The 26987-nt window shown below is 66.7% G+C and carries 25 protein-coding genes and 2 rRNA genes; 12 read left to right on the plus strand and 15 right to left on the minus strand.

Going from position 1 to position 26987, the window contains the following annotated elements; genetic code table 11:
* Nucleotide 1: 1 nt before the first annotated feature.
* Entirely contained in the window at nt 2–1051 is a 1050-nt protein-coding gene (locus M2390_RS08725) for a biotin/lipoate A/B protein ligase family protein (RefSeq protein WP_259178045.1), read from the minus strand.
* Nucleotides 1052–1117: 66 nt separating this feature from the next.
* On the opposite strand from M2390_RS08725, the gene M2390_RS08730 reads away from it, so the two are divergent.
* Genes M2390_RS08730 through M2390_RS08740 form a run of 3 tightly spaced genes read left to right on the plus strand, consistent with a single transcriptional unit; the run spans nt 1118 to nt 2387 of the window.
* A complete protein-coding gene (locus tag M2390_RS08730; protein WP_187977030.1) occupies nt 1118–1741 on the plus strand; it encodes a histidine phosphatase family protein in 624 nt (207 codons plus the stop codon).
* Nucleotides 1738–2061 carry a hypothetical protein gene (locus M2390_RS08735; RefSeq protein WP_121689562.1) on the plus strand — a complete coding sequence of 108 codons (324 nt, stop codon included), beginning with the start codon at nt 1738–1740 and terminating at the stop codon, nt 2059–2061. The genes M2390_RS08730 and M2390_RS08735 overlap by 4 nt, the downstream gene beginning before the upstream one ends.
* Nucleotides 2062–2081: 20 nt before the next feature.
* Nucleotides 2082–2387, plus strand: coding sequence for a DUF427 domain-containing protein (locus tag M2390_RS08740; protein ID WP_259178046.1), 306 nt, complete (start codon nt 2082–2084; stop codon nt 2385–2387).
* An 11-nt stretch (nt 2388–2398) separates the two neighbouring features.
* On the opposite strand, the gene M2390_RS08745 is transcribed toward M2390_RS08740, so the two are convergent.
* Nucleotides 2399–2953, minus strand: coding sequence for a GNAT family N-acetyltransferase (locus M2390_RS08745; protein WP_259178047.1), 555 nt, complete (start codon nt 2951–2953; stop codon nt 2399–2401).
* A gap of 32 nt (nt 2954–2985) precedes the next feature.
* On the minus strand, nt 2986–3864 hold the full coding sequence (locus tag M2390_RS08750) for an alpha/beta hydrolase (RefSeq protein WP_259178048.1): 879 nt from the start codon (nt 3862–3864) through the stop codon (nt 2986–2988).
* A 78-nt stretch (nt 3865–3942) separates the two neighbouring features.
* On the opposite strand from M2390_RS08750, the gene M2390_RS08755 reads away from it, so the two are divergent.
* The 4 genes from M2390_RS08755 (at nt 3943) to M2390_RS08770 (ending at nt 7583) form a co-directional block, all read left to right on the plus strand.
* Nucleotides 3943–4368 carry a MarR family winged helix-turn-helix transcriptional regulator gene (locus M2390_RS08755; RefSeq protein ID WP_030149344.1) on the plus strand — a complete coding sequence of 142 codons (426 nt, stop codon included), beginning with the start codon at nt 3943–3945 and terminating at the stop codon, nt 4366–4368.
* A gap of 5 nt (nt 4369–4373) precedes the next feature.
* On the plus strand, nt 4374–5726 hold the full coding sequence (locus M2390_RS08760; RefSeq protein WP_259178076.1) for an MFS transporter: 1353 nt from the start codon (nt 4374–4376) through the stop codon (nt 5724–5726).
* Entirely contained in the window at nt 5719–6606 is an 888-nt protein-coding gene (locus tag M2390_RS08765) for a sigma-70 family RNA polymerase sigma factor (protein WP_259178049.1), read from the plus strand. Before M2390_RS08760 ends, M2390_RS08765 begins: the two co-directional genes overlap by 8 nt.
* Nucleotides 6607–6668: 62 nt before the next feature.
* Nucleotides 6669–7583 carry an NADP-dependent oxidoreductase gene (locus M2390_RS08770; protein WP_259178050.1) on the plus strand — a complete coding sequence of 305 codons (915 nt, stop codon included), beginning with the start codon at nt 6669–6671 and terminating at the stop codon, nt 7581–7583.
* 102 nt (nt 7584–7685) lie between these two features.
* Here the strand turns inward: M2390_RS08770 and M2390_RS08775 are convergent, their stop codons facing one another.
* Nucleotides 7686–8636 carry an aldo/keto reductase gene (locus M2390_RS08775; RefSeq protein ID WP_259178051.1) on the minus strand — a complete coding sequence of 317 codons (951 nt, stop codon included), beginning with the start codon at nt 8634–8636 and terminating at the stop codon, nt 7686–7688.
* A gap of 116 nt (nt 8637–8752) precedes the next feature.
* Here M2390_RS08775 and M2390_RS08780 point away from each other — a divergent pair, with 116 nt between their 5' ends.
* Both M2390_RS08780 and M2390_RS08785 read left to right on the plus strand, forming a co-directional pair.
* Nucleotides 8753–9679 (plus strand): NAD(P)-dependent oxidoreductase, encoded by a 927-nt coding sequence (locus M2390_RS08780; RefSeq protein WP_259178052.1) that lies wholly within the window; start codon nt 8753–8755, stop codon nt 9677–9679.
* Nucleotides 9680–9796: 117 nt separating this feature from the next.
* Nucleotides 9797–10531 (plus strand): FadR/GntR family transcriptional regulator, encoded by a 735-nt coding sequence (locus tag M2390_RS08785; RefSeq protein ID WP_259178053.1) that lies wholly within the window; start codon nt 9797–9799, stop codon nt 10529–10531.
* A gap of 100 nt (nt 10532–10631) precedes the next feature.
* Here the strand turns inward: M2390_RS08785 and M2390_RS08790 are convergent, their stop codons facing one another.
* Nucleotides 10632–13946 carry a DUF11 domain-containing protein gene (locus M2390_RS08790; protein ID WP_259178054.1) on the minus strand — a complete coding sequence of 1105 codons (3315 nt, stop codon included), beginning with the start codon at nt 13944–13946 and terminating at the stop codon, nt 10632–10634.
* A 251-nt stretch (nt 13947–14197) separates the two neighbouring features.
* Between M2390_RS08790 and M2390_RS08795 the strand changes: the two genes are divergently transcribed.
* Nucleotides 14198–15520 carry an RNA polymerase sigma factor gene (locus M2390_RS08795; protein ID WP_259178077.1) on the plus strand — a complete coding sequence of 441 codons (1323 nt, stop codon included), beginning with the start codon at nt 14198–14200 and terminating at the stop codon, nt 15518–15520.
* 63 nt (nt 15521–15583) lie between these two features.
* On the opposite strand, the gene rrf (M2390_RS08800) is transcribed toward M2390_RS08795, so the two are convergent.
* The 9 genes from rrf (M2390_RS08800) to M2390_RS08840 all read right to left on the minus strand — a co-directional run bounded on the left by rrf (M2390_RS08800) (nt 15584) and on the right by M2390_RS08840 (nt 24328).
* Nucleotides 15584–15700, minus strand: a 5S ribosomal RNA gene (gene rrf / locus M2390_RS08800).
* Between the two features lie 28 nt (nt 15701–15728).
* Nucleotides 15729–16502: a glucosamine-6-phosphate deaminase gene (locus M2390_RS08805; RefSeq protein ID WP_259178055.1), complete on the minus strand. Its 774-nt coding sequence runs from the start codon at nt 16500–16502 to the stop codon at nt 15729–15731.
* On the minus strand, nt 16495–17424 hold the full coding sequence (locus M2390_RS08810; protein WP_259178056.1) for an ROK family protein: 930 nt from the start codon (nt 17422–17424) through the stop codon (nt 16495–16497). Before M2390_RS08810 ends, M2390_RS08805 begins: the two co-directional genes overlap by 8 nt.
* Nucleotides 17421–18941 carry a glycoside hydrolase family 3 protein gene (locus M2390_RS08815; protein WP_259178057.1) on the minus strand — a complete coding sequence of 507 codons (1521 nt, stop codon included), beginning with the start codon at nt 18939–18941 and terminating at the stop codon, nt 17421–17423. The genes M2390_RS08810 and M2390_RS08815 overlap by 4 nt, the downstream gene beginning before the upstream one ends.
* A gap of 2 nt (nt 18942–18943) precedes the next feature.
* On the minus strand, nt 18944–19762 hold the full coding sequence (locus M2390_RS08820; protein ID WP_370581458.1) for a carbohydrate ABC transporter permease: 819 nt from the start codon (nt 19760–19762) through the stop codon (nt 18944–18946).
* A gap of 95 nt (nt 19763–19857) precedes the next feature.
* Nucleotides 19858–20844, minus strand: coding sequence for a carbohydrate ABC transporter permease (locus M2390_RS08825; protein ID WP_259178058.1), 987 nt, complete (start codon nt 20842–20844; stop codon nt 19858–19860).
* Nucleotides 20845–21021: 177 nt separating this feature from the next.
* On the minus strand, nt 21022–22293 hold the full coding sequence (locus M2390_RS08830) for an extracellular solute-binding protein (protein ID WP_121689577.1): 1272 nt from the start codon (nt 22291–22293) through the stop codon (nt 21022–21024).
* Between the two features lie 61 nt (nt 22294–22354).
* Entirely contained in the window at nt 22355–23545 is a 1191-nt protein-coding gene (locus tag M2390_RS08835) for an ROK family transcriptional regulator (protein WP_259178059.1), read from the minus strand.
* A gap of 120 nt (nt 23546–23665) precedes the next feature.
* Nucleotides 23666–24328 (minus strand): DUF4352 domain-containing protein, encoded by a 663-nt coding sequence (locus M2390_RS08840; RefSeq protein WP_259178060.1) that lies wholly within the window; start codon nt 24326–24328, stop codon nt 23666–23668.
* A gap of 214 nt (nt 24329–24542) precedes the next feature.
* On the opposite strand from M2390_RS08840, the gene M2390_RS08845 reads away from it, so the two are divergent.
* Both M2390_RS08845 and M2390_RS08850 read left to right on the plus strand, forming a co-directional pair.
* On the plus strand, nt 24543–25892 hold the full coding sequence (locus tag M2390_RS08845) for a sensor histidine kinase (protein ID WP_259178061.1): 1350 nt from the start codon (nt 24543–24545) through the stop codon (nt 25890–25892).
* Between the two features lie 101 nt (nt 25893–25993).
* On the plus strand, nt 25994–26686 hold the full coding sequence (locus tag M2390_RS08850; RefSeq protein ID WP_259178062.1) for a response regulator transcription factor: 693 nt from the start codon (nt 25994–25996) through the stop codon (nt 26684–26686).
* A 212-nt stretch (nt 26687–26898) separates the two neighbouring features.
* Here the strand turns inward: M2390_RS08850 and rrf (M2390_RS08855) are convergent.
* A 5S ribosomal RNA gene (rrf, locus tag M2390_RS08855) occupies nt 26899–26987 on the minus strand; the annotation flags it as partial.

Below are 26987 nucleotides of genomic sequence, written 5' to 3' on the forward strand. Positions count from 1 at the left end.
GTTAGGGAACCCGATTCAGCCAGGCGTCGGTGGAGAACTTCTCGCGCACGAGGGTCTCCGCCTGGGCATACTCGTCCGGCGTGATCTCGCCAGGAACCGCACCGGTGAGGGTCACAAAGGTCGCCTTCATGGCCTCGATGATCTCGCTCCGGCTGCGCCCGGTCTGGCTGCGCAGCGGGTCCACGCGCTTGGCGGCGGAGGTGGTGCCCTTATCCGAGAGCTTCTCCCGGCCGATGCGCAGGACGCGCGCCATCTGGTCGCCGTCCATGTCGTAGCTCATGGTCACGTGGTGCAGCACGCCGCCGCTGCCCAGGCGCTTCTGCGCCGCCCCGCCGATCTTGCCGGCCGGGGAGGTGATGTCGTTCAGCGGCTTGTACACGGCCTCGATGCCGAGCTCACGCAGCGCGGTGAGTACCCAGTCATCGAGGTAGGCGTAGCTCTCTGCAAAGGTCATACCCTGCACCAGCTCGGCCGGCACATACAGCGAATAGGTGATGATCGCACCCTTGGCCATCAGCATCGCGCCACCGCCGGAGATCCGGCGCACCACGTCAAACCCCTCGGCCTTCGCGGCGTCGAGGTCCACCTCGTTCTTGAGTGACTGGAACGATCCAATCACCACGGCCGACTCGTCCCACTCCCAGATACGCAGTGTCGGGCCGCGGTGTCCCAGCCCCACCTCGCTGGTCAGCACCTCGTCCAGGGCCAGGTGGGTGCGCGGGGGCACCGCCTGGGAGTGGATGATCTGCCAGTCAAAATCGCGCCAGTCGGCCGCGGAGGTCACCGAGCGGCGGATCGCCGTGGCCACCGAATCCGGGGTGAACCCCAGCAGCTGCGCACCCTCGGGTAGGGCAGCCTGGATCGCCGCGGCAATGGTGGTGGCGTCGCTGCGCGCATCCAGACCGTTCACCGCGGCGTTGATGTCCTCAATGGCCTCATCGGGTTCGAGGAAGAAGTCTCCGGCGAGCCGGAAGTTCACAAACACCCCGTCCACCACGTCGAGGTCAACCACCACGAGCTTGCCACCGGGCACCTTATATTCACCGTGCATGGTCCCAGCCTACCGATTCCATGGCAATCCCTGCCGTGTCGGGCCAAACCGGGGCACAATGTTCTCATGACGACGTTTATCCTGGTTCGACACGGCGAAACGATCTGGCACACCGGACACCGGTATGCGGGCATGAGCGATATCCCCCTCGACGCCGAGGGCCAGCGTGCCGCCGACGCCCTGGCCGAGTGGGCCGTCGGGGCCCAGCTGGATGCGATCGTGGTTTCTCCGTTGATCCGCGCGGTCAACACCGCGCGTCCCTCGGCCATCGCCCTGGGCATGCCGCTGCACATCGATCCCGACCTGGTCGAGGTCGATTTTGGTGTGGGTGAGGGCAAAACCATCTCCGAGCTGCGCCCCGATTACCCCGACGAGGTGGCCGCATTTGAGGCGGCTCCGGCGGATTCCCCGCTGCCCGGCGGCGAGGTGGGACGCCACGCGATCACCCGCTACCTCGGCGTGCTCGACAAGCTGCGTGAGCGCTACCCGGCCGGCCGTGTGCTGGTTGTGGGCCACGGTACCGCAATCCGACTGGCGGTCAGCGAGCTAATCGGCATCGAGCCCAACCGCTACCGCGATCTGATGCCCGAGATGCTCAACTGCGGACGCACCACCCTGGAGATCACCGACCGCGGCGTCGCACTGCAGGGATTCAACGTGCCCAGCTACACCCCGGGGAGCCAGTCGTGAACATTCAGATTCTCGCGATCGAGGGCTGCCCGAGCCTGACCGCGGCCACCGAAAACACCCGCGCGGCACTGGGCGAACTCGGCCGCGATGAGCTGGCGATCGAGCAGATCACCATTCGTGATGCGGCGGATGCCCGCGCGTTTGCCTTTGCCGGATCCCCCACGATCCTCGCCGACGGCGCCGACCTGTTCCCCTCGGATGGTCGCACCGAAGACCTCGCCTGCCGCGTCTACCCCACCGAGTCGGGCATCGCCCCGGCCCCCTCGCGGGCGCAGCTGGTCACCGCACTCCGGGAGCGTTTCGCGCACCCGGTCCACTAATACACACGAAGGAGAACACCATGCAGGCTCTCGTGAACGGTGCCGTCATTGCCGACGCCGCCCCCGAAGACATCGTCCTGATCGAGGGAAACCGCTACTTCCCGCCCGCCTCGATTGCCGCGGGCACGCTCGAGAAGAGCCCCACCCCCTACACCTGCCCGTGGAAGGGTGTGTGCCAGTACTTCGACGTGGTAACCCCCGACGGAACCCGCATCAGCGACGGTGCCTGGAGCTACCCCAACCCCTATGACGGTGCCGAGGAGCGCGTGGGCCACGCCTTCGCCAACTTCGTGGCCTTCGCCCCGGGCGCAACCTTCACGGAATAGCTCCAGCCCGGCTACCAGGCCCCGCCGCGTAGATTGATACTGCCGGCGGGCCACTCAGCGGGCTGCCGCGAGACGGCGCAGATCATGACGTTGGGATTATCGGCCGAGACGAGCCGGGTGGCGTCGCCCCGGGCCAGGTGTGTTTCGCGCACCCGGAATCGGTGCCATCCCGCCGATTCATAAAACGGCACCACCTCGTCCCGGCACCCCAGATAGCCAAACTCGATTCCGTCGGCCGCGCGCATCGCCGTCTGCGCGTGGAGCATCACCCTCCGCCCGAGCCCGGTCCCGCGTGCATCCGCCGACACCAGGACGCCGCCCACTCCGGCGACCACCACCTCGCGCTCCCCGACCGTAATGACGCGACGTTGAAAACCGATGTGCGCCACTGGCACACCATCCATCAGCGCCATCACGTGGGTATCGGCGGGGGCGTACCCATAGGGGTAGTCGGCATCCCACGGGCCAAAATCCGCCCGGTATTCGCGATCAAACAGCGCCTCAAGCCGGTCCAGGTCCCGCGGGGTGAGGTCCGTGTGAGCGCGGATGATGATCTCCACCGACATATCCGTATCCCCTCCGTCACGCTCGGGGCGGGCTAACCCGCCACCGGCACGTGCGAATCCAGCCAGCGGATCAGGTCGGCGATGATCTCCTCGCGGTTGAGCTCGTTATAGATCTCGTGCCGGGCGTCGGGATAGACGTGCAGGGTCACATCGCTCAGCTTGGCGCGGTTGCGGTAGGCGGCATCCAGCTTGGTGAGACCGCGCTCCCCGCCCAGGGAGTCGGCCGAGCCGCCCTGGATCAGCATCGGAATGTCCCGCGGCATCCGGCGCGGCGGCCGCCCGAGCAGCCCGAACGCCTGGAAGAGGTTCCAGGCGGGCTTCTCGGCAATGTCGAAGTTCAGGGGGTCCGCTCGGAACGCCGCCCCGGCTTCGGGATCGCGATTGAGCCATTCCAGCCCGGTGGATTCCGGTCCACGCCAGGGCTTGTTGAGGTCCCCGGAGTTCAGCACTCCGGGCACCGCGAGGCTCGATCCCGAGAGCACCACGGCGTCGTAGATGGTGGTGGTGTTAACCAGTTTCTGAGCCATCAGCGAGCCCCAACTGTGCCCCAGCAGAACCAGCGGAATCCCCGGATACTCGCGGGCGATGGACTCCCCCACGCTGCGCAGCGAGCGGATCGCCCCACGCACCGCCCCGGGTCCCAGATCTGCGAGTCCACCCGCCTCCAGGCCGGTCCGGCCGTGTCCGCGATGGTCGTCGGCCACCACCGTATAGCCGGCGGACACCAGCTCCTCGGCGAGCGCCGCGTACCGGCGCGCATGTTCGCCGACCCCGTGGGCGAGGTGGATGATGGCGCGCGGATCCTTCGCCGCCCAGGTATAGGTGTAGACGACAATACCGTCGGCATCGGTGAGGGTCCCCACACGCGCACCGGTGGGGTCGATTGGGCTGTCCTGCTCCGCGCTGCTCATTCCCTCAGACTAGTGATTCGCTGTGAATGCCTCCACCCTCATTTCTTTAGCAAGACTAATGAGTTATGCTAACGATCTATGACGATTGACCCGAACCTGGATGCGACTCAGATCCGCCAGGGCGTTCTCCACCTCTCCCGCCGACTGCGCGCGGAGAAGGCCGATAACGAACTCAGCGACGGCCAGTTCTCGGTGCTTGCCTGCCTCTACCGGCATGGTGCACACACCCTGGGCGGCCTCGCCGAACACGAACGGGTCTCCCCGCCGTCGATGAATCGCACCGTCAACTGCCTTGAGGGCAGCGGCTATGTGGAGCGCGCGGCGGATCCGACAGATGGCCGACGCGTGCTGATCAGCCTGACCCCCGAGGGTCATGACATGGTCGCGCGCACGGTGGTCCAGCGCGACGCCTGGATCGACACCCGGCTGCGCGACCTCTCCCCCGAGGAACGCGAAACCCTGACCCGCGCCGCCGAGATCATGAGGAGGCTCGCGACCGCGTGAGTGCAATGTTTCGCTCCCTGTCCGGATACAACTATCGACTGTGGTTTATCGGAGCCCTGGTGTCCAATGTGGGCACCTGGATGCAGTCCACCACCCAGAACTGGGTGGTACTGACCGATCTGACCCATAACGATGCCGTGGCGGTGGGCGTGACAATGTCGCTCCAGTTCGGTCCGCAGCTCCTGCTGGTGCCGGTGAGCGGGTGGATTGCCGACCGGTTCGATCGGCGCAAGATCCTACTGTGCACCCAGAGCGCGCTGGCGCTGCTGGGCCTCTCCCTCGGCCTGCTGCTGATCCTCGGCCATCCCCAGCTGTGGCACCTCTACCTCTTCGCCCTGCTGCTGGGCCTGGTCAACGCGATCGACGCCCCCGCACGCCAGACCTTCGTGTCCGACCTGGTGGACGAACACAACATGTCCAACGCGGTGGCCCTGAACGCGGCCTCGTTCAACGCGGCCCGGATGCTCGGTCCGGCCGTGGCCGGTCTGCTGATCGTCGCGGTCGGCTCGGGCTGGGTATTTGTGATCAACGCCTTCACCTTCCTGGCGATGATCGCGGTCCTGAATAAGCTGCGCCTGAACGAGCTGCGCAAGCGGCCCAAGCGCGCCTCCCGCGGCGGACAGCTCGGGGCCGGTTTCCGCTATGTGAAGGGTCGCCCGGACCTCGTGGTGATCTTTGTGATCGTGCTCCTGGTGGGCGCATTCGGCCTCAACTTCCCGATCTTTGCCTCCACGATGGCGGTGGAGTTTGGTGAGGGTGCGGGTGAGTACGGCCTGCTGTCCTCGATCCTGGCGATCGGCTCGCTCACCGGGGCGCTCCTCGCGGCCCGTCGTCCACGCGCTCGAATGCGGGTTGTGATCCTGGCGGCCGGCGGATTCGGGCTCTCGGCGGCGCTGTGTGCGGTGATGCCCAGCTATCCGACGTTTGCCGCGGCGACGATCCTGATGGGATTCTCCTCGGTGAGCATGCTCACCACCGCCAACGGCTACGTCCAGACCACCACCGACGCGGGTATGCGCGGCCGGGTCATGGCGCTCTATATGGCGATCCTGATGGGAGGAACGCCGGTGGGGGCACCGATCATCGGCGCCATCGCCAACGCCTGGGGTCCGCGGCTGGCACTGCTCGTGGCCGGAAGCGTCTCGGTCCTGGCCTCGCTGATCGGGCTCGCCTGGATGGTGTTTGCCCGCAACCTGCGCATCCATCGCCACCCCGATTACACCTGGCGCCTGCAGGTCACCCACCTCAGCAGCCCCGGGGAGCCGGAATGGGTCGAGTTCTCCGATGAGCTGGCCGCCACCTCGCCGATCACCCTGCCCAAGCTCCCCCGCGAACGCAGCGAACGCCGCGATGGGTAAATCGCACGCGTCCATTCCGGGATTGGATCGCGATCGTCTCGTAGGCATGGCCTTCCGAATGCTGGGCACGGTGAGTGACGCCGAGGATGCCGTGCAGGAGGCGTTTATCCGCTGGTACCGGCTCGACGACCATGTACGCTCAAGCGTGACAAACCCGGTTGGATGGTTCGCTAAGACCACCTCGCGGATCTGCCTCGACGTGCTCAAGAGCTCCACGCGTCGACACGAAACCTATGTGGGGCCGTGGTTGCCCGAGCCGATCCCCGATTCTCGATTCCGGGTTGGCCTCACCGTGAGCGGCGAGGATCCCCTCGACCGCGCAGAGCAGGGCGAAGCGGTGAGCATGGCGCTGCTGACCATCATGGAGACAATGACCCCGGCCGAACGCGTGGCATTTGTACTGATGGACGTCTTTGGGTATTCGGCCACCGACATCACCGAGGTCTTGGAGCGTTCCCCCGGGGCGATTCGGCAGTTAGCCTCCTCCGCCCGCGCCCGCTTGGCGAAATCGGAGCGACCTGACGGGCCGGGGAATACCGCTCTCACCCAGGCGTTTCAACAGGCCACCCTGACCGGCGACGTTGAGGCGCTCCTGCACATCCTCCACCCCGAGGTAACGCTGCGTTCGGACGGCGGCGGCGTGGTCAGGGCCGCGCTGAACCCGGTCTACGGGGCACACAGGGTCGCTCGTTTCCTGCTCGGCGTGCTGGCAAAGCAGGTTCCCACAACCCTGGTTCCGCACGAAACCTCGACCGCTCCCGTGCTGCTTTTTACGCACGAAGGTGAGGTCAGCGGAGTTCTCGAATTGTCTGCTGGCTCGGGTGGCATCCACGAGATCTTGATCCAGTGGAATCCCCAGAAGCTGGATCTGTGGCGCTAACCTGACATCGAGTGCCTCCGTGTCGTCTAGATAGTGAACCCACTATGAGGAGGACACCACCCATGCACGCAATCGTCGTGACCGACCCCGCCGCCGGCACCGAAGGAATGACACTCACCGAGATTCCGCTGCCCCACGCGTCCGAAAATGACGTCATCGTCCGCGTCGAGGCGTCGGGCTTCACCCCGGGGGAACTCGCCTGGCCCGGCACCTGGACCGACCGCGCGGGTAAGGACCGCACCCCGAGCGTTCCCGGCCATGAATTCGCCGGCGTCGTAACCGAACTGGGGTATGGGACCACCGGTCTCAGCATCGGCCAGCGGGTGTTTGGCCTGGCCGATTGGACCCGCAACGGCACCCTCGCCGAGTTCACCGCCGTCGAAGCGCGCAACCTGGCACCGTTGCCCGCAGACGTTGACTCGGTCACCGCAGCCAGCCTTCCGATTTCCGGGTTGACCGCCTGGCAGGGTCTCTTTGTCCACGGCAACCTGGAAGCGGGGCAGCGCATTCTTGTGCACGGAGCCGCGGGCGGGGTCGGATCCCTGGTCACCCAGCTCGCGCGGGAGGCCGGGGCTCATGTGATCGGAACCGGTCGTGGTGCCGACCGTGAGGCGGCCCTGGGTTACGGTGCACACAGCTTTGTGGATCTCGAAACGGAGGATCTCACCGCGGTGGGCCTCGTCAACCTGGTGTTTGATGTCATCGGCGGCGAGATTGGGGATGCCTCGGTTGACCTGATCCAGCCCGGAGGGACGCTGGTCACCATCGCCGGGCCGCCCACCCGACAGCCCCAAAATGGCCGGGCCATCTTTTTTGTGGTGGAGGCCGATCGCGCGCAGCTCACCGAGATTGCGCACCGGGTTCGTGAGGGGCGTCTCCGTACCCGCGTGGGGCTGGTCGCGCCGCTGAGTGCGGCGGTGGACGCGTTCAACCCCGGGGCTCGGCCCCGGGGAAAGACCATCATCACACTGTCCTAGACCGGGCCCGATGCTCGCATAGGCACAAGAATCCCCGAGCAGGATCACGGTCCTGCTCGGGGATTCAGGGCAGGCGCTCGGGCAGAGCGCTCACAGTCCGGCCTAGGCGGCCGGGGTGCTCGCGGTGTCGAGCAGGGAGAGTTCCTCGCCGCTCAGCTCGATCTTCAGCGAGTCGGTGATCGGAGGCAGCTGCTCAAGCGAGCGAGCGCTGGCGATCGGCGCACCCACCGTGGGCTGCTGACGCAGCCAGGCGAGCGAGACGGCGGCAACCGAGGTGTCGTGGGCGGCGGAAATCGCATCCAGCGCATCGAGTACGCGCAGCCCACGCTCGTCGAGGTATTTGACGGCGTCGCCCGCGCGCGGGCTGTCGATCTCCACGCCCGGACGGTACTTACCGCTCAGGAATCCCCGAGCCAGCGCGAAGTAGGGGAACACCGAGAGACCGTACTTCTCGGCGCGCTCGCGCAGCGCGCCCTCGAAATCGCGCTCCACCAGGTTGTAGTGCGGCTGCAGGGCAACCGGCGCGTGCAGGCCGTTCGCGGCCACGATATCCAGCCACTCATCGATGCGATCGGCCGAGTAATTCGAGATACCGATCGAGCGCACCTTGCCCGCGTCTACCAGCTCGGACAGCGCCCCGACGGTGTCGGCCAGCGGCACACTCTCGTCGTCGAAGTGGGCGTAGTAGAGGTCGATGTGATCGGTGCCCAGACGGGCGAGGGACTCATCGGCGGCCAAGCGAATGTTGTCGGGGGCGAGGCCCTTTCGGTCGGGCTTGGTGCTGACCTTGGTCGCGATGACCACGTCGTTACGGCGGCCGCGCGCGGCCAGCCAGCTGCCGATCACGGATTCGGATTCCCCGCCGGTGTGCCCGGGCACCCAGGCCGAATAGCCGTCGGCGGTGTCGATGAAGTTGCCGCCACCGGCCACAAAGGCGTCGAGGATCCGGTGCGAGGTTGGCTCATCCGCGGTCCACCCAAACACGTTGCCGCCGAGGGTAATCGGGGCGATGCTGAGATCCGAATGACCAATGTTTACGTGCTCTGCCGTCATGGTTTTCCTCCCGCGGGATGCTGGTTTTCAGGTATTTCCTTGACCCTAACCCCGCAAAATAACAAACGGGCAAACATGACGTTTCATTCCGCGGCCGACACCCCTAGGGTGGATGCATGACCTCCCCCACACTCACCGTTACCGTGCCCGGAAAGACCCTGCTCAAGGCGATTGGTGAGGTGCCCGACGGCGTGCGAGTACTTGAGTGGGATCTGAAGACCCCGGCTCCGGCCTCGCATATCGACCTGCTGGTTGCCCCGTATATTGCGCCGAACGTGAAGTTTCCCGGGATCGATGATGTGACCACCACGCTGATCCAGAGCCAGTCCATCGGCTACGACGGGGTCGAGGGGACGCTGCCGCCCGGCCGCGTTTACGCCAATGCGGCAACCGTGCACGAGACCGCGACCGCCGAGCTGACCCTGGCCCTGCTGCTGGCCGCCCAGCGCGGGATCCCCGAGTCGGTGCGTAACGCGCAGACCGGACTGTGGCAGGGTTCACTGACCCCGAGCGTCGCGGATCGGAACGTCCTGATTGTCGGCTACGGCGGGGTTGGGGCGGCGATCGAGGCACGCCTGACCGGCTTCGAAACGCACATCACCCGGGTGGCCCGCTCGGCCCGCGAATCCGCGTATGGACCGGTGCACGCCCTCGCCGATCTGCCGGGACTGCTGCCCACCGCCGAGATTGTGATCCTGGCCGTCCCCCTCACCGCGGACACCCGTGACCTCGCCGATGCCGCGTTCCTGGCCGCGCTGCCCGACCAGGCGCTCGTGGTGAACATCGCCCGCGGGCCGGTCCTGAACACCGCGGCGGCCCTCGCCGAGGCGGAGTCCGGTCGGCTGCGCTTTGCCCTGGACGTCACCGATCCCGAACCACTGCCGGCCGATCACCCGCTGTGGACGCTGCCGAACGTGCTGATCACCCCGCACCTGGGCGGTGCCGCCACCTCGATGATGTCGCGGATGGCGGCCCTGGTGCACCGCCAGATCAGGCACCTCCTCGCGGGCGAACCGGTGGAGAACGTGGTCCTTCGCTCCTAGGTAACCGCGAGATAACCTTTTTAATTGAATGCATCACAACCTCGGGGCTCATGTTAGTCTTTGTGGTCTGACCACATACGAGCGCAATGGCGCGCGACAGACGTGAGGGGCACGGAAATGGTTGAAGCGCGGGCATGGCAAATTGTGCTGGAACGGATCGAACAGGATCTGCTCTCCGGCGCACTCCAGCCCGGGGATCACCTCCCCGGCGAGCGCGCCCTGGCCGCCGAGCTCGGCGTCGGACGCTCCAGCGTGCGCGAGGCCCTGCGAGTGCTCGAGGTGCTCGGGCTGATCCGCACCGCGAGTGGATCCGGTCCCCGTTCCGGCGCGATCATCGTGGCGCTTCCCGGGGGTGGAATGTCGGCCCTGATGCGTCTGCAGGTGGCCGCGCAGGGCTTCAGCGTGGACGATATCGTGCAGACGCGTCTGATCCTGGAAACCGAAACGGTTTCCCGACTGGCCGGCAACCCCGACGGCCGCGCGCTCACGATTCCACGCACCCTGCTCAGCGCGATGGATTCGGCCAATCTGACGCCCGAGGAGTTTTTGACCCTCGACGCCCAGTTCCACCTCTCCCTCACCGAGGCGCTGGGGAACCACGTGCTGACGGCGACGATGGCGGGCCTGCGCAGCTCAATCGAGGCGTACGTTCAGTCGGGTCTGCCCGGGCTGGCCTCCTGGCCGGCCACCGCCAATCGGCTGCGGCACGAACACCGCGAGCTGACCGACGCGATCGCCGCCGGCAACGTGAACCTGGCCCGCACTGTCATCCACGACCACATCACCGACTACTACGTCGAGACCGGCCTGGCCGAACGTTCCGGAGAGAGCGTCCCGGCACCGGCCCATTAGGTCTCGGCGAGGTGGCGCCCCACTCGGCGAGCGCGCCGCGGATCGCCGCGGCCACCGATCCCCTCGCAGAGAAACCGGCAACCGCGGCCGATGATCTCGGCTAGCGCACCGAGCGACCCTGGCGAGCGCGCCGGCGCACGAGCATCAGCCCGCCTCCGGCCAGGAGCAGGAGTGCCACCCCGGCGAGGAGCGGGGCCGCATCACTTCCGGTCGAGGCCAGGCCTGCCGCGTCGGCATCCGACCCCGTGTGCCCGGGGCCCGGGGTGCCGGAATCCCCGCCACCCGGGGTGCCCGAGCCGCCGGGCGTGCCCTCGTCACCACCGCCGGGCGTTCCCGGGTCGGTCACGACCGCACCGAGATACCAGGACTCGTCGCTGGCCGGGGCCACCGGCGCGGTGATGACAGTGCCGCTCTCATCCACCGCGGCCGCGCTCACGGTCGCGACGTTGTGATACTGCCCCTCCACGGCTGTGCCGGTCAGCTCGAAGATGCGCGAGGCACCGGGCTCCAACACCTCCCCCGGCGCGGAAGCCACCGACTGGGTTCCCGACGCGCCCTGCCCGTCGGTGTAGGCATCGATCACCTCGATGTTGGCCAGCGGGGTGTTACCGGTATTGGTGACCGTGTAGGTCCAGGTCACCTCGGACCCCGACTCCACGCCGGCCCCCGGCGGTGCCGAATACTCGACCCCGTTGGTTTTCTTCAGCACGCTCAGCGCCGGGGCGGGGGCCATCACGATGTCCGCCTCATTCGAGGAGATGGATCGCGGGCTGCCCCGATAGGACGCGGTCGCGCTCACATCGTTGATCGCCCGCACCCCCGCCCGCGCGCCGGGGTCATCGGCGGTGGTGTCAAAGCGCAGCTCGAACTCCTCGCCGGAGTTCAGCTCACCGGTTGTCAGACGGAAGGCGGTAGCCCCGGCCGCATCCGCGGGGTCGGCGCTCCAGGTTCCCGTGGTGGCGGAGGTTGCGTCGGTCGAGTACTCGATCACGGCACCCGCCGGGGCGCCCGAGAGCGGACCCACCAGCCGTTCGCCAAACGCCGATCCGCGCTCGTCCCCGCGGGTGGGCATCCGGTCAAAGACCACCAGGTTGGTCACCGCATCGCTCAGCACGTTGCGCACATACACCTTCCACTGGGCAGGGTCCGATCCGGACACCGGAGCCGAAAGCTCCCACCCGTCGGTCTCATGGGCGCGCACCTGCTTGCCCATCAGCAGGCCACCCGAGGTCGCAACCTGGGAGTCCTTGGCAAAGCGGGCAATAGTGGGAAGCGCGGGGTTGAAGTCAAAGGTGTCCTCGCCGACATACGCCGGGGAGAATCCCATCGGAACCGTGGCGAACGCCGGGTCATCCACCGAGGCGAAGGCGCGAGTAGCCACGCTGCCCTGATCGGCACGATACGCCTGGGGCAGCACCCGCACCGGGATGGTGTAGCGGAATCCCTGGGTTTCGACCCGCTCCTGCGGGGTACCGGCGAGGCGAATGCTGGCCAGGTTATCGAAGGCGAATACCACCACCTGGTGCTCGCCGTCGGCATCGGTGACCGTCTCGGTCGAGATGGCCAGTCCACTCCCCGGCACGGGAACCGGCACGTTGGAGGTGGGTGTCTGGGCGTAGGCGGGGCTGACCCCGACGGCATCGTCATAGAACACGCCGACCGGCAGCACCACGCGCATCTTGGCATCGGCGTAGGCGCGCACCGGATCCATGTTGGCGATGTTCACCAGATAGCTGGCGTCCTGCCCGACGGTCAGGGTCGAGGGTACGCCGATCACCTGGGTGATGACGGGCACCCGATCGGCCAGGCCGAGTCGGGCGGAGTCCGCGGCGCCGGGCAGCACGACGCCGCCACTCATCACACCGTTGACAACCGCGGTGTTGGTGTAGATTTCGGTCGCGCCCGCGGCACCGGCGAGGATCGGCACGTACGAGGGGGCCACCTGGACCTGCGATCCGCCGGGAATCCCCGGATCTGTGGCCTCCGGGGAGAGGACGATCCGCCAGCCGGTCACCGTCTGTCCCGCGGGCAGCTTCTCCACCTGGGTGTATCCGTCGCTGTCCCAGCCGGTGGATCCGTCCGCGACAAAGCTCATTCGCAGGTCGGTTCCGGTCCGCAGCCCGGACCCGGCGCCATGCCATGCCGGACCGCCGCTCGTGGTGTACTCCAGCCGGTAGGGCACATCCGCGGCGCGCAGCGTCGCGTTGAAGAGAACGGCCAGGCGACGCAGATCGCCCTGTTCAAAAAAGGCGGCGTTGTCCGCGCCGATGCCCGCCGAGTCCTCGATGGTCATGGTGTCCAGTTGCTCGGTGTCCACCGAGTTCAGGAACGAGGCGCGCACCCCGTACTGGGCGAGCCACTGGCCGTTGCCCCACTCAAATGAGTCCTGTCCACCGGAGAAGTTGGCGGTCTTTTCGATCGCCACCGCGTGACCGATGGTGCTGGGAATGAAGGATGGTCCCTGGGTCTTGGCGGTGGGGCGGGCACTCCAGGTGCCGCCGTGGTCACTCACGTCGAGTCCCACCACGTTTTCCGGCGGACGGGTTCCGTCGGGGAACGCGGCTTCGGGATAGGAAACGGTGAATCCGAGCTGAGCCCCGGCACCGGCCATCGGCGCGGTGGAGGGGCCGTAGGCCGTTCCGGTGCGTTCCCAGACGGCCCGTAGGCCGGTTGCCGGAGTGCCCGATACGGTCCAGGTGCCGCCGATACTGGTGAAGGTATTGGTGATCACGGCACCGGCGGGCAGGGTATCGGTGAGGCGCTGACCCCAGGTGGTGAAGGTGCCACCCTCGGGACCGGAGTCCCTGGTGGCCACGTCAAACGTGTACTCGGCGATGCGATTGGAGCCGCCGAGGATCGTCGCGAAGTTCTTGGTCGGAGAATAGTTGAGGTTGCCCACCACGCGGGTGAGCGCCGAGGCCGAGGGTGTCGTTCCCGCATCGCTCGGGGTTCCGGTCACGTGGGCGACGAATGTGGTGGTGGAGTCCATGACCGCGGTGTTGACCTGTGTCACGGTAAGGACCACCTCGTTGACCCCCTCGGTAATGTCGCGCAGATCCAGGTGCACCGTGTTGGTGCCCTCGTCATAGGCGGGTGCGGTCGCCACGATGTTTGCACCGCCAAAGGGCACCGCATCGAATTTCACTCCGGCGGGGAGCGCGATGTCCAGGTCGATGCCGGTGGCCGGGGTGGAGGCGTTGGCGGTGGGAGTCAGGATCGAGACGGTGTATCGAAACGCCTTCCCCACCGGCACCGTCTGCGGGGCCGAGATTTCCAGGGTGTAGTCGGGGGTGGCCGCGCGGGCGGGCGTGGTTCCGGTGATCAGGATGGCCAGCATCATGAGGGTGGTGATCAACGCCGCGAGGGCGGATCGCCTCCTCGGGTGGCCGGTGATGGGGGCTGACGGCAGTGGCATGCTTCGGTCCTCTAGAACGTGTGTGATGGTTAGGATTTTTGTCTTCCACACGGTGAGAGTGACGGATGGTGATTTCGTGACGACAATATGAAATACTTTATGATTAGTTCCGCGGCGCGGGACGCCCCGCATGCGAGCCGGCCAGCGTCGAACCCGGCATCAGACCCAGATGGGAAACGGCGATTCTCGACACGTCCGATCAGCACCTGCTCGAGCAGGCGCGCCTCGGCGACCGCGGGGCCACCGACGAGCTGTATCGTCGCCATTTCCCCGCGCTGCTGCGCGCCACCCGCCAGTGGGAACGCGGCAATGAGGCCGCCGAGGACTATGCCGCCGAGGCGTTCGCCCGCTTCCTTGCCCGGCTCAATCGCGGCGGCGGGCCCACCCACAACGTGCGCGCCTACCTCTATACAACCGCGCGCAATCTGATCTATCAGGATCTTCAGGTCAAGCTCCCCACCTCCCCGCTCGATCCCGAAGGCGTCGACCTGCCGACCCTGCCCGGCTCGGATCACCGGTTCTCCCACGACGCCGAGTTCACCCCACTGCGGGAGGCGTTTGGATCACTCCGCCCCGCCTGGCAGGAGGTGCTCTGGTATGGGGAGGTGGAGCGGGCGAAACCGCGGGAGCTCGCGCTGCTGCTGGGGCTGTCCGCCAACGCCAGCTCGCAGCTGCTGATCCGCGCCCGTCGTGGCCTGGCCGAAGCCTTCGCCCGCGCGCAGGCGCGGGCCGAGCTGCCACCCGAGTGCCATCCGTTTATCCCGCTGATCCTGGGATTGCGGGCCGGCAAGCGCCTCCGCTCGCTGCCCGCGAACTTCCGGCGGCATCGGGAATCCTGCGAGCACTGCCGGGTGGCCTCCTCGCGCCACCCACCGGTGGATGGCGGCGCGCTCGCGCTCCTGCTCGGACCGCTCATCCTCGGTCCGGCCGCGCTGGGCGGCGGCGCGCTCATGGGTGGTATCTCGGAGACGGCGCGGGCAGCAGGCCTCCCCCTGGCCGCGCAGTCGACCGGCGTTCTAGCGGCGGCCGCGGTGGTGGCCACCGCGGTGACCGTCTCGATCATCACCGTCCTCGGCTCCCCCGAGACCACTGCGCCACCGGTCTTGGCCTCCGTCTCAACCTCGGCCTCGACATCCCCCGCCGCCCCGGCCCCCACGGATACCGCCACACCCGCACCAAACGAGCAGACCCCCATCCCCGCGCCCTCCGAGCAGACGGGTCGCGGTGGCGTGCACATCGAGGCCGCCGCGCCCACCACCGCCGCGGGCACCTTCCCTCTGACAATCACCACCGCCAACACCGGCGACCACGCCGGGGCGGTGTCCTTTTCGATCACGCTCACCGGCCCGGGCACCCTCGTCGGCCTTACCCAGGGTGCGGGCATCGGTTGGTACTGCGCAACCAGCGAATCGGAATCCACCTGCGCGCTGCCCGAGATCCCCGCGGATGCGCACGGCGAATTCACGCTGTTGGTGTCCCCCACCGGGGCGTCGGGCGAGATCATCACCGCGGGCCTCAGCCTGCTCGCCGGGGAGGCCACCCATACCGAGGCACTGAGGATCCGTCTGGACTAGAAACGCCGGTTAAACAAACCAGCCCCGTGACTGGAAATCCAGTCACGGGGCTTCGAATTATAAGTCCGGCGGTGTCCTACTCTCCCACAGGGTCCCCCCTGCAGTACCATCGGCGCAAAGAGTCTTAGCTTCCGGGTTCGGAATGTGACCGGGCGTTTCCCTCTTGCTATGTCCACCGAAACAGCTAATTCGTGGTTATGTGTCTAGTCTACACGGCGGAAACGGCACCCTCGACCACGGTGTAATCGGCGGGGGCCAGACCGGCGGCGGCCGCCGCGTCCAGCAGCACCGTCACGTGCGGGTGCGACTGGATGGCGGAGGCGGGAATCTCGGGACTGATCGGCCCGTTAATCGCACGCGCCACGGCATCGGCCTTGTGTGCCCCGAAGGCCAGCAGGAACAGGTGTCCGGCGCGAAGAATCGTGCCCACACCCTGCGTGATGGCGTGTCGCGGCACCTCGTCGATGGTCTCGAAGAAGCGGGCGTTGTCCTCGCGGGTCTGCTCGGTCAGCGGAACCCGACGGGTCAGCGAGTCCAGCGGGGAGCCGGGCTCGTTGAAGCCGATGTGCCCGTTGGCCCCGATTCCCAGGATCTGCCAATCCACCCCGCCGGCGGCGCGAATGGCCTCCTCATAGGCGGTCCCGGCCGACTCCAGCGTCTCCGGGTTGCCCGAGGGCACGTGCACCCGCGATGCGTCCAGGCCGAGGGTCTGGGTCACCTCGGCGTCGATCACGTGGTGGTAGCTCTGCTCATGGGTGGGATCGATACCCACGTACTCATCCAGCGCGAATCCGCTGACCCGGGATACATCGATTCCCTCGGTCCGGACCTTCTCGGCGAGCGCCGCATAGATCGGCAGTGGGGTGGAACCGGTGGCCAGGCCCAGCACGGTTTCCGGATTGGTGGTGATGGCACGGGCCAGAATTTCGGCTACGTACTCCCCGGCCTCGACCGGTCCCGATACAACGAATACTTCAGACACTGTTTGAAACTCCAATGAGGGCGGCGCCAACGGCGGCCACCGGGTGGGTTCTGGGGATCACACGGATGCGTTCACCCAGGCGCAGCGAGGCGATAAACGGGGAGGCCTCGGCCCACTCGTTTAGCACCGCATCCACGCCGGACAACAGGGGTTCGCCGAGGCTGGTGACGCCTCCGCCCAGCACCACCGTGCGCACATCCACGCTGAGCGTGAGGATGCGAACGGCGGTTGCCACCCCCTCAAAAAGCAGGGCACGAATCCGACCGGCAACCGGATCTCCGGCGGCCGCTGCGGCCATCATATCGTGGACCGGTGAGGTACCGGTGGTCGGCCACTGGCGGGCAATCGCCGAGCCCGAGGCCACGGTTTCCAGGCAGCCGCGCTGGCCGCAGGAGCAGATCACCCCACCGGGATCCACGGGGATGTGCCCGATCTCCCCGGCCACCCCCGAGCTGCCCCGACGCAGGTGTCCGTCGAGGACGATTCCGGCGGCCAGGCCCGTCCCCAGGTTGAGGTAGGCGAGCCCGTCGGTGCCCAGGGAGGTGTCGCCCCCGGTGGTAGCCACATAGCGGTAGGCACCCACCGCGGCGGCGTTGACATCGTTCTCCACCGAGACCCGGGTGCCCAGCCGCGCGGCGGCCTCGCTGCCCAGATCGAAGCGGTCCAGGCCCAGATTGACCGCGTGCTCGACCCGGCCAATCTGTGCGTTGACCGCCCCGGGGATCCCAATCCCGATCGAGGCGAAGCGATCGGGGGTGAGGCCCACCCGCTGCGCCAGCTCGGCACTGGTTTCCAGTACCGAGGCGAGCACCTGGTCGCGGCCATAGCCGGTGGGGCGGGTCAGCTCCTCGACCGCCACATCATTGTCATCGAGGACCACCGCGGCGGTTTTGGTGCCGCCGACGTCGATCCCCAGTCTCATCGCGGAACCTCTTCCGCCGCGAAACCACCGCTGAGCCAGCGCTCCAGGAACGCCTCCCCGGCCAGGCGCGAGGCACCCAGGGTGGCGATCTGCGCGTCGGCACGGTCGGGCGCGGGCCAGCCCATGTCCACGGTGGAGGGGGCGTCGCCGCGCTCGCGCAGCAGGGCGAGGACCGCCTGCACCCGCTCCCCACGGTGGTTGTTCTGCCCCAGCACCACGATCGGTACGCCGGTGGGAATCTCGGCCACGGCGCCCGAGAGGTCGGTGCCATCCACCAGGTGGAAGATCAGCCCCGCGTCGCGTGCCTCGGCGGACTGGGCCGAGTGCGGCCCCCAGGGCAGCGGGCCCACGGCGATGTTCGGGACGCCCTCGACGGTGACCACGTGCACCGGCGCCTCGGGGCTCGGAGTGGGCAGGGAAACTCCGGGCAGCACATCAAAGGTAGCGGCCACCGCGGCGGGCGTCGGCCAGGCGGTGTCGGGAACCGGCTGCGAGGCGGCCTCGGCCCGCAGGGTGCGTCCGCGGTCGGCGAGCACACGCAGGCGCTCGGCGGCCTCGAGTACCCGCTCGGCGGGTAGCACACCGGATTCGATCGCCGCGGCCACATGGGCCTCGATCTCCCCCATCTGCGGATCGGTGTTGTTGCTGCCGATGCACAGCAGGTCACAGCCCGCGGCGAGCGCCCGCACCGCGGCCTCGGGGATTCCGGTCTTGCCGCTGGCACCGGTCATATCCAGTGCGTCGGTGACGATCACGCCGGTGAAGCCCAGCTCGCCGCGCAGCAGGTCCTGCAGGATCGTACGCGACAGGGTGGCCGGGTGCTCGGGATCCACCTGCGGCAGCATGATGTGCGAGGTCATGATCGTGTTGGTACCCGCGGCGATGGCGTCCACAAACGGGATCAGTTCGCGCTCACGCAGCTCCTCGAGCGAGCGGTCGATCACCGGCAGCGACAGGTGTGAGTCGTTCTCGGTGTCGCCGTGGCCGGGGAAGTGCTTGGTGCTGGCATCGATGCCGCGGCCCTGCACCCCGCGCACCCAGGCGGCGGTGTGGACACCCACCGCGTGGGCGTCGGTGCCGAAGCTGCGGGTCCCGATCACCGGGTTGTTGGGGTTGGAGTTGATGTCGGCGTCCGGGGCGAAGGTCATCGTGGCCCCGGCATCGGCGAGCTCGTATCCCACCCGGGCGGCGATGCCCTCGGTGCCCACCGGATCGCCCAGCTTGCCGAGGATCGCGTTGCCCGGGAAGGGCGAGCCGGTCTGGTGGTGCAGGCGGGTGACGTCCCCGCCCTCCTCATCGATCGCGATAACCGCGTCGGGGTTGGCGTCGAGGATCGCCGCGGTCAGCTCCCGGAGCTGACTCGGGGATTCGATGTTCATCGAGAACAGGCACACCCCGCCGAGGCCGGCACGCAGGCGCGCGGCCAGCCAGTCGGGCAGCTCGGGGCCGTCAAAGCCCGGGAGCATGGTCGCGGAAATCGCGCGGAGAACCTCGGGGCTGAGGGAGGAGTTGGTCATGGTTATCCCTTCACGGCACCGGAGACCAGGCCACTGGTCATTCGGCCCTGAACGATCAAGAAGAAGACGATCACCGGGATCGCCATGAGGGTGGATCCGGCCATGATGGCGGCCCAGTTGGTGGTTCCAGTAAGCGTCTGGAACGTACGCAGCCACACCGGCAGGGTCATCATGTCGGGCCGGGAGTTGACCACCAGGGCCAGCAGGAACTCGTTCCAGGCCTGGATGAATCCGAACACACCGGTGGCCACCAGGCCCGGGGCCAGCAGCGGGAAGGTGATCTTCCAGAAGGCACCCGAACGCGAGAGCCCGTCGACCATGCCGGCCTCCTCGAGCTCCACCGGAATACCGTTCACAAACCCGCGCAGGGTCCAGATCGTGAACGGCAGCACGGTGGCCACGTAGACCAGGGTCAAACCGGCAATCGTGTTGAGCAGGTGCCAACCATCCAGCACCCGATAGGTCGAGACGATCATGGCCTCGGCGGGGATCATCTGGATGATCAGGATGGTCAGGATGAACGCCTTGCGGCTCTTGAAGCGGAAGCGGGTCACCGCGAGCGAGGCCAGGAAGGCAAACACCAGTGCCACGGTCACCGTGAGCAGGGTCACCATCAGCGAGTTCCCCAGGGCCGGCAGGAACGGGGTCCGGCCGGGCTCAAAGAGCACCGTGTAGTAGTTGCGCAGGGTGAAGTTATCCGGCCAGAAGTGCAGCGTGGTCGAGCGGATCTCGTTGTTGGGCTGGAAGGAGGTGTTGATCATCCAGTACACCGGGAACACCGCGCACAGGAAGATAATCACGGCGATAATGCTCAGCACCACCGTGGTGGTCTTGCGCCGGCGCAGGGCACCGGAGGTCACGCGCTTGGACGGCGGGGTGGTCCCGCGCAGGGTCGGGCCGAGGGCCGTTTGGCTGGTCACAGCTCTTCCTCCTTGATGCTCTGGCGGACGTAGTACAGCGAGATGGCCATCAGGATGATCACCGTGATCACGGCGATGGCACCACCGATGCCGTACTCTCCGCTACCGAGCGAGGTCTGATAAATGTACACACCGAGGGTGCTGGTCTGTTCCTTGATGCCACCGATACCCTGCAGCGCGTAGATCTGGGTGAACACCCGCAGGTCCCAGATGATCTGCAGGATGGTGACCACCACAAAGATCGACTTGAGATACGGGAACACGATCAGCCGGAAGCGGGCCAGGTAACCGGCACCATCGAGCGAGGCGGCTTCAAGCACCTCGTCGGGGACCTGGCTGAGGCCCGCATACACGGTGAAGGTCACAAACGGAACGGCACCCCAGATCACGATGATCGCGGCCACGAAGAAGAAGCTCACCGGGTCGATCAGCCACGAGTGCTGGTGGAAGTCCAGTCCGAACACGTTCACCAAAACGTTGTTGATGACACCGTAGTCGGTGTCAAAGATCCAGCCCCAGACGATAGTTGCGGTCAGCGCGGGCATCGCCCAGGCCAGCAGCAGACCCACCGAGAGCAGGAGGCGGAAGAACTTGGTGAGGCGGGTCATCATCATCGCGATGAGGGTTCCCAGCACCATGGTGATCACCACGCAGACCAGGCAGAACAGCAGCGAACGGCCGAGGACCTCCCAGAAGGTGGGGTCGCCGAGCACCTTGGCGTAGTTGCCAAAGCCGATCCACTCCGGCGGGGCACCAAACACCTGGGCGCGGCCGAACTTCTGGAACGACATGATGATCAGGTTGATCAGCGGCCAACCGATCACCACACCGAGCACCACGATCGACGGCACCAGCAGGGAGTACGGGGTGAACTTGGCACCGAAGCGGCCGCGCGCGTTCGCCTTGCCGCCCGCCGGCGTGGTCGCCGGGGCCTCCTCCGGCGCGTCTGGCACCCGCGGTGGGGCGCTATTCAGGGTAGACATCTGAAACTCTCTTCGTTGAAAAAGTGTGGGGATGGGACCGGAAGGGGATTCGATCGGGTTCGCCGGGGTATTACGGGGTGAAGCGGGTGGGGAGGGGGAAGCCGGCCGGGGTGTGTGGTCCCCGGCCGGCTAGCTGGGAGCGGATCGGCCGCGACTGTGCGGCCGATCCGGGTGGCGTTAGCCGTTGAGGATGCCGTCGATCTTCTTGTCGAGCTCCTTGGCCAGGGAATCAACATCCCCGCCCTGAGCGATCTTCACAAAGAAGTCCTGCAGCACACCGGCAGCCTCAACATCGGCCCACTTGGGCGATGCGGGGGTCAGACGGGCGTGAGCGGCGGCCTCGGCGGTTGCCTTGGCAACCTCATCGGTGCCGAGCTCCTTGGCCAGCGACAGCTTGGCCGGAACCAGTCCGCCCTTGGCGTAGATGGTCTGGAACTCGTCGCTGAGGATGATCTTCAGCGCCTTGACCGCCAGTTCCGGGTGCTTCGACTTGGCCGAAACGGCAATGTTGGATCCACCGGCCATGACCGATGCGGCGCCGCCGTCCTTACCGGGCAATGCGTAGACGCCCAGGTTTTCTTCCTGGTCGGGGCAGCCCGGGGTCTCCGAGTCGGCCTTGGCCAGGATCGACCACTTGACCCAGCTCGGTGCCGAGAGCTGCAGGCTGGTGCCGTCGCAGAAACCAACCTGCGGGTTGTCTTCCTTGCCGTCCTTCGGGGCGCGCGAGGCGTTAACCATGGCGTCCTGAACCTGCTTCAGACCCTCGATGGACTTCTCGCTCGAGAAGGTCGAGGACCACTTGCCATCCTTGAAGGTGGCCACATCGCCACCGTTTTCCCAGATGAAGGGCAGGGCGTTGTACCAGTCCTGTCCGGGCCACCAGATGCCCGACTTACCGGGGTTGTCGGTAGCGAGCTTCTTACCGTTGGTGACGTAGTCGGCGAGGGTGGTGGGAACCTCCAGGCCCGCGGCGGCGAGGGCGTCCTTCTTGTAGAAGACGAGGCGTGCACCGGAGTACAGCGGGGCGGCGTAGAACTTGCCGTCGTAGCTACCGGCCTCCACGAAGCCGGGCAGCAGGTCCTTGCCGCCGAGCTCGTCGAAGTCCTTGGTCAGGTCGAGGAAGGCACCGGCCGAGGTGAAGGCCGCGGCCTGAGTGTTTCCGACCTCAACCACGTCGGGGCTGTCGCTGCCGGAGAGGTTGGTGTTGAGCTTGTCCACCAGGCCGGTCCAGGACTGCTCCTCGATGGTCAACTTTGACCCGGGGTTTTCCTTTTCGAACGTGGAGACGAGGTATTCGCGCGCTTCCTTGGGGGTGTCGGTACCCACCAGCCAGACACGAATGTTGGCATCGGATGCTTCGCTGGATCCGGGGCTGCCGTTACTTGCGCAGCTGGTCAGAGCCAGGGCCGACGCGGCCACGAGGGCCAGTACTCCCAGTTTCTTCTTCATGATGCGTTCCTTAAACAATTGGTGTGACGAGGTGATCATGTGATCGGTTTTGAGTTCTCGGTTATGAAACTCCGAGCTGTCCGGAGAGGACGAGGACGGCCGCGCCACGCAGGACGATGTCCTGGCCTAGCGCGGTCATACGCAGCGTCAATTCAGCATGGATGTCGCTGATTGTGCGCTGACGAATGGTCTCGAGCACCGCGTTCGCAAACGCGCCCTCGAGAAGTGTGGTGGGTCCGCTGAGGACAATTTCGGAGAGGTTGAGCACACCAACCACGGGGGCCAGGGCGATACCCAGGCGCTCACCGGCGGCTGCCAACAGGGTTTCGGCGGCGGCGGGATCGGCGGCCTGCTCAAGCTGCTCGGCCAGGCGACCGGCGGCCACCCAGGCCTCGACGCAGCCATCCTTGCCACACGCACAGCGCGGACCGCCGTCGGTGCCCACCACAACGTGGCCGATCTCACCGGCGGCCGAGCGGCTGCCCGAAACCGGGGCACCGTCCACGATCAGTCCGGCACCCACACCGGCACCGATCTGAATCAGGATCAGGTCGCTTGCGGCGTCCTGGCTCCCAAAGGTGTGCTCGGCGAGCACCGCGGCGTTGGCGTCGTTGGCGACGGTCACGGGGAGGGCGAAGCGTGCGGCCAGGAGATCGCGCAGCGGCAGGTCGTGCCAGCCGAGGTTTGGGGCGGTGCGGATGCGGCCTTCGCCGTCGACCACACCGGGGCTGCCAACGCCAATGCCGAGAATCGGTGAGGTCTCATCGCGCAGGAGACGCTCCACCAGCGCATAGACGATTTCCAGAGCGTCCTCGCCCACCGCTGTGCCACGGGGAGCGGAGATGCGCTCGATGATCGTGCCGCCGAGGTCAAACCGGGCGGCGTGGAAGGCCACCTTGTCGGAGAGGTCCATCCCGATCAGGTGGAACGCGTGGACGTTGAGTGCGAGCAGGGTCGCGGGCTTTCCCGGACGCGCATCCTCGCGCTGTCCGAGTTCGGCGATCAGGCCCTCCCCGATCAGCTCGCCCACCAGGTCCGAGATGGTGACCCGGGTAAGGCCGGTGCTGCGAGCAATGTCGGCCCGGCTGAGTCCCTCGGTGCGGTAGAGCTGCTGAAGAACGAGTGAACGGTTGTGACTCCGGGCATGCTCGGGGAGAACCTTGGCGGTGGGGCGCAGCCCACGCAGGCCCCCGCCGGCGCGGGGCACGCGCCCCGTCGCTGCGTTGCGATCGGTGTCTACTCCATGAGTCATGTTTGTTAGTAAAGCTTACGAACAAATTAACAACAAGTGTTTTTTGCGTCGTTAACACAAACGTTACAGACGCAAAACATTCCGGCCGCCCCGAGGGACGGCCGGAATGAGGGATAAAACCTAGCCCAGGGCGATCTTCTTTGCGCCACCCCAGACCGAGTTGGACACGCTCAGGGTCTTGAGCTCGGCGTCCGCCGGCAGATCAAAAATGACTGATCCGGTCACGGAATTCCCCGGGTTGATCTCGGAGATCCAGGTGTCGGCGGAGCTGGTGTCGTAGATGGTCGCGCTGCTGTCGGCGTTGAAGCTGCGCCCCTGTGCGTCTTCGATCTTGAGGAAGTTGACCAGGAATGTTTCGGGCTTGTCACCAACGTTCTTTACCGACAGGGCAACCCGAACAAAACGGCCCTGCGCGGTGGCCGAGAGGTACTGACCGCCCACGGTGGTTCCCGCCTCCTCGACACCGGTCACGGTGAACTCCATCGATCCGGCGGTAACGGCCTCGCCGATCCCGGGCAGCGTGTCCTTGGGCTTCTCCTCGGCCGGCTTTTCTCCGGCAACCTCTTCACCCGCCGGTGCTCCGGCCGCAGGCTTGCCCTCGGGAGCGGGCTTGGACTTCCCACCGCCACCGGCAGCGATGCTCGAAATGACGATGATGGCCGCGATGATGCCCAGAACGGTCAGGACCTTGTGACGGGCGAACCAGTTCCGGCGCTTGGCCGGAGCCGCGGCGTTCGGTGCCGAGTTATCGGGTGCAGGGAGGGTGTTCTGGGGAATGCTCATGACGGTTGTGTCCTTCGTGTCTGGGGCGGCGATCCGGTTGTCCTGGCGACCCGGGCCGTGTCTTGCTGTGGTTCCCAGCCAACCAGCGACGGGCATGCCCGCACACCCACCAAACGGGCCGGACGCTCCCGCCGTTCGGGGGGAATGGTGTCCCTCCTCACTCCCGCCGCCCGGGGGCCGCGCGCACGGGACTCGCTGCCATACGATGAGGTACATGACCATTCCCCCACCCCCGCTCCCATCGGCTGATTCCTCGCCCCGGCGTCGACACACCGATGCCGCCGTGTCACGCGGCCGAGCGTTTGTGCGTGGGCTGGTCACCACGATCTGGGTCGCCGTGGGGATCTTCTTCGCGGTGCTCCCGTTTGGTCAGCACATCGGCAATGAGGACCGGGGAATCCCGCCCACCAGCCCGGGCATCGCACTGGCGGCCGGCATCGGTGCCCTGCTCATGATCGGTGCCGCGATTCTGCTCGTCTGGCGCACCCGTTACCCCTATCTGGTGACCGCGATTGCCGCCGGCATCGCCCTTTTTCTGCCCTCAACCCCGGTTCCCGCGCTGATTGCCCTGGTCTCTGTCCTCCACCGCCGACGCGGGCCCTGGGTGTGGATCATGACCGGTGCCGTCGCCCTGGCCTGCGGGGTGTCCACCCGCTGGGATGCGCAGTCGACCTCAAACTCGCTCATGTCCACCTTCGCCGGACGGGGTGCCAGCCCGGACGAGGTGCTCGCAACCCTGCCGTGGGCGGTACCGCTGTCGGTGTTTCTACTCATGCTGCCCTTTGTTGCCACCGGTCTTCTGCTCCGTGCACGCTCGGAGCGCGATGTTGCTCTGGTCGAGGTTCAGGACACCCGGCAGAGCGCGGCAACCCTCAGTGACGAGGTGAGCCGGCAGCGAGAGCGTCAGGAGGTGGCCCGGGAGATCCACGACACCCTGGCCTCCCGGCTGTCCACGCTGTCCCTGCACGCGGGCGCCCTGGAGGTTAACGCACGCGAGAGTGACACCGCCCTGGCCGGGGCCGCAAGCGTGGTGCGCGAGTCCGCACAGCGCTCCCTGGACGATCTGCGCTATGTGGTTGATGTGCTGCGTGACCCGGCTCAGGCGCAGGGCTCAAGAATCGCCGCCGGTCGGACCTCGCTGGCGGATCTCCCCGACCTGATCGAGGCCGCCGAAGCCCTCCCCGGCGGAATCATTTCCAATGTCTTCCTCTCCGATGCCGCGGGCTGTGACCCCCGGGTGGCGCATGCCTGCTACCGAATCGTGCAGGAGGCGCTGGCTAATGCCCGACGTCATGCGCCGGGGCAGACGGTCTCCCTGTCGCTGCGTGGCGGTCCGGGCGCGGGTCTGACCCTTACCCTCACCAATCCCGCACCGGAGGGCCTGACGCCCACCTCGGTGGGCGGAGGACACGGGGTGACCGGCATGACCGAGCGGGCCAAGCTTCTGGGTGGGACCCTCACCGCACGCACCGACGACCACGGCGTCTTTGGAATTTACGCCTGGCTCCCGTGGATTCCCCCGGAACCGGCGGTCCCCGATCTGCCGGCCGCCGCCGCCCCCTAGCCCTGCCTACCCACGGTGGCCTGGGCAAATAATGGGTCATGAAACATGCGCCGTGGACCGTCCGCAACCCCGCGGGCAACCCAACACCCTAGAATCATGGAGTGACTTCAGGCAGCGATGTATTCCCGGCGGGTGTTCAGCACATTGACGTGCTTGTGATCGACGATGATCCCTTTGTGCATACCGGAGTCGAAAGCATCCTGGCCGCCACCGCCGACCTGCGCCTGGTGGGCTCCCGAATGGACGGTGCGGAGGTCATGGCCGCGTGCACGCAGCTTCGACCCGACGTCGTTCTGATCGATGTTCGGATGCCCGGAATCGACGGGGTGACCGCGGTCACGCTCGCCCAGGCGCTGCCGTTTCCTCCGCAGTTTGTGATGATGACCTCCTTCGATGACGGCCCACGGGTGGTGGACGCGATCGCCGCAGGTGCCGCGGGTTTCATCCTCAAATCCGACGGTCCCGACGCGATTACCAACGCTATCCGTGGGGTCTCCCGTGGCGAGACGGCGCTGTCTCCGCGCAGTGCCAAGCACCTGGCCGACTGGGTTCGTGCCGGCGGCTCGGGTGCCCCGCAGGAGCGTGCAAAACAGAGCCTGGACCTGCTGTCCCCGCGCGAACGCGACATCGCCTTCGCGCTCCTGGACGGCTCCTCGAACGCCGAGATCGGGCGTCGCCTCTTCATCGCGGACTCCACCGTCAAGTCGACGCTGCAGGACGTCCAGCTCAAGCTCGGTGCCCGCAACCGCACCGAGATCGCGGTACTCGTCGCGCGTTCCGGCCTAGAGCGCTAACCATCCGGGTTAAACAGTAAAAGCCCCACCCGTCCAAGGGTGAGGCCAACACTCACAACACCAACACCAACACCAACACCAACACCAACACCAACACTCACAGCACCAGCACCAGCACCAGCACCACAAATAATGCCGTTAAACAAGGAAAGCCCCGACCGTGAAACGGTCAGGGCTCTCAACCTGCAACACACAACATGTGTTGTAAAGAAGTCCGGCGGTGACTTACTCTCCCACAGGGTCCCCCCTGCAGTACCATCAGCGCAAAGAGCCTTAGCTTCCGGGTTCGGAATGTAACCGG

This window comes from Mycetocola sp. BIGb0189 (genome assembly GCF_024810155.1).
GTDB classification, from domain to species: Bacteria; Actinomycetota; Actinomycetes; order Actinomycetales; family Microbacteriaceae; genus Mycetocola; species Mycetocola lacteus.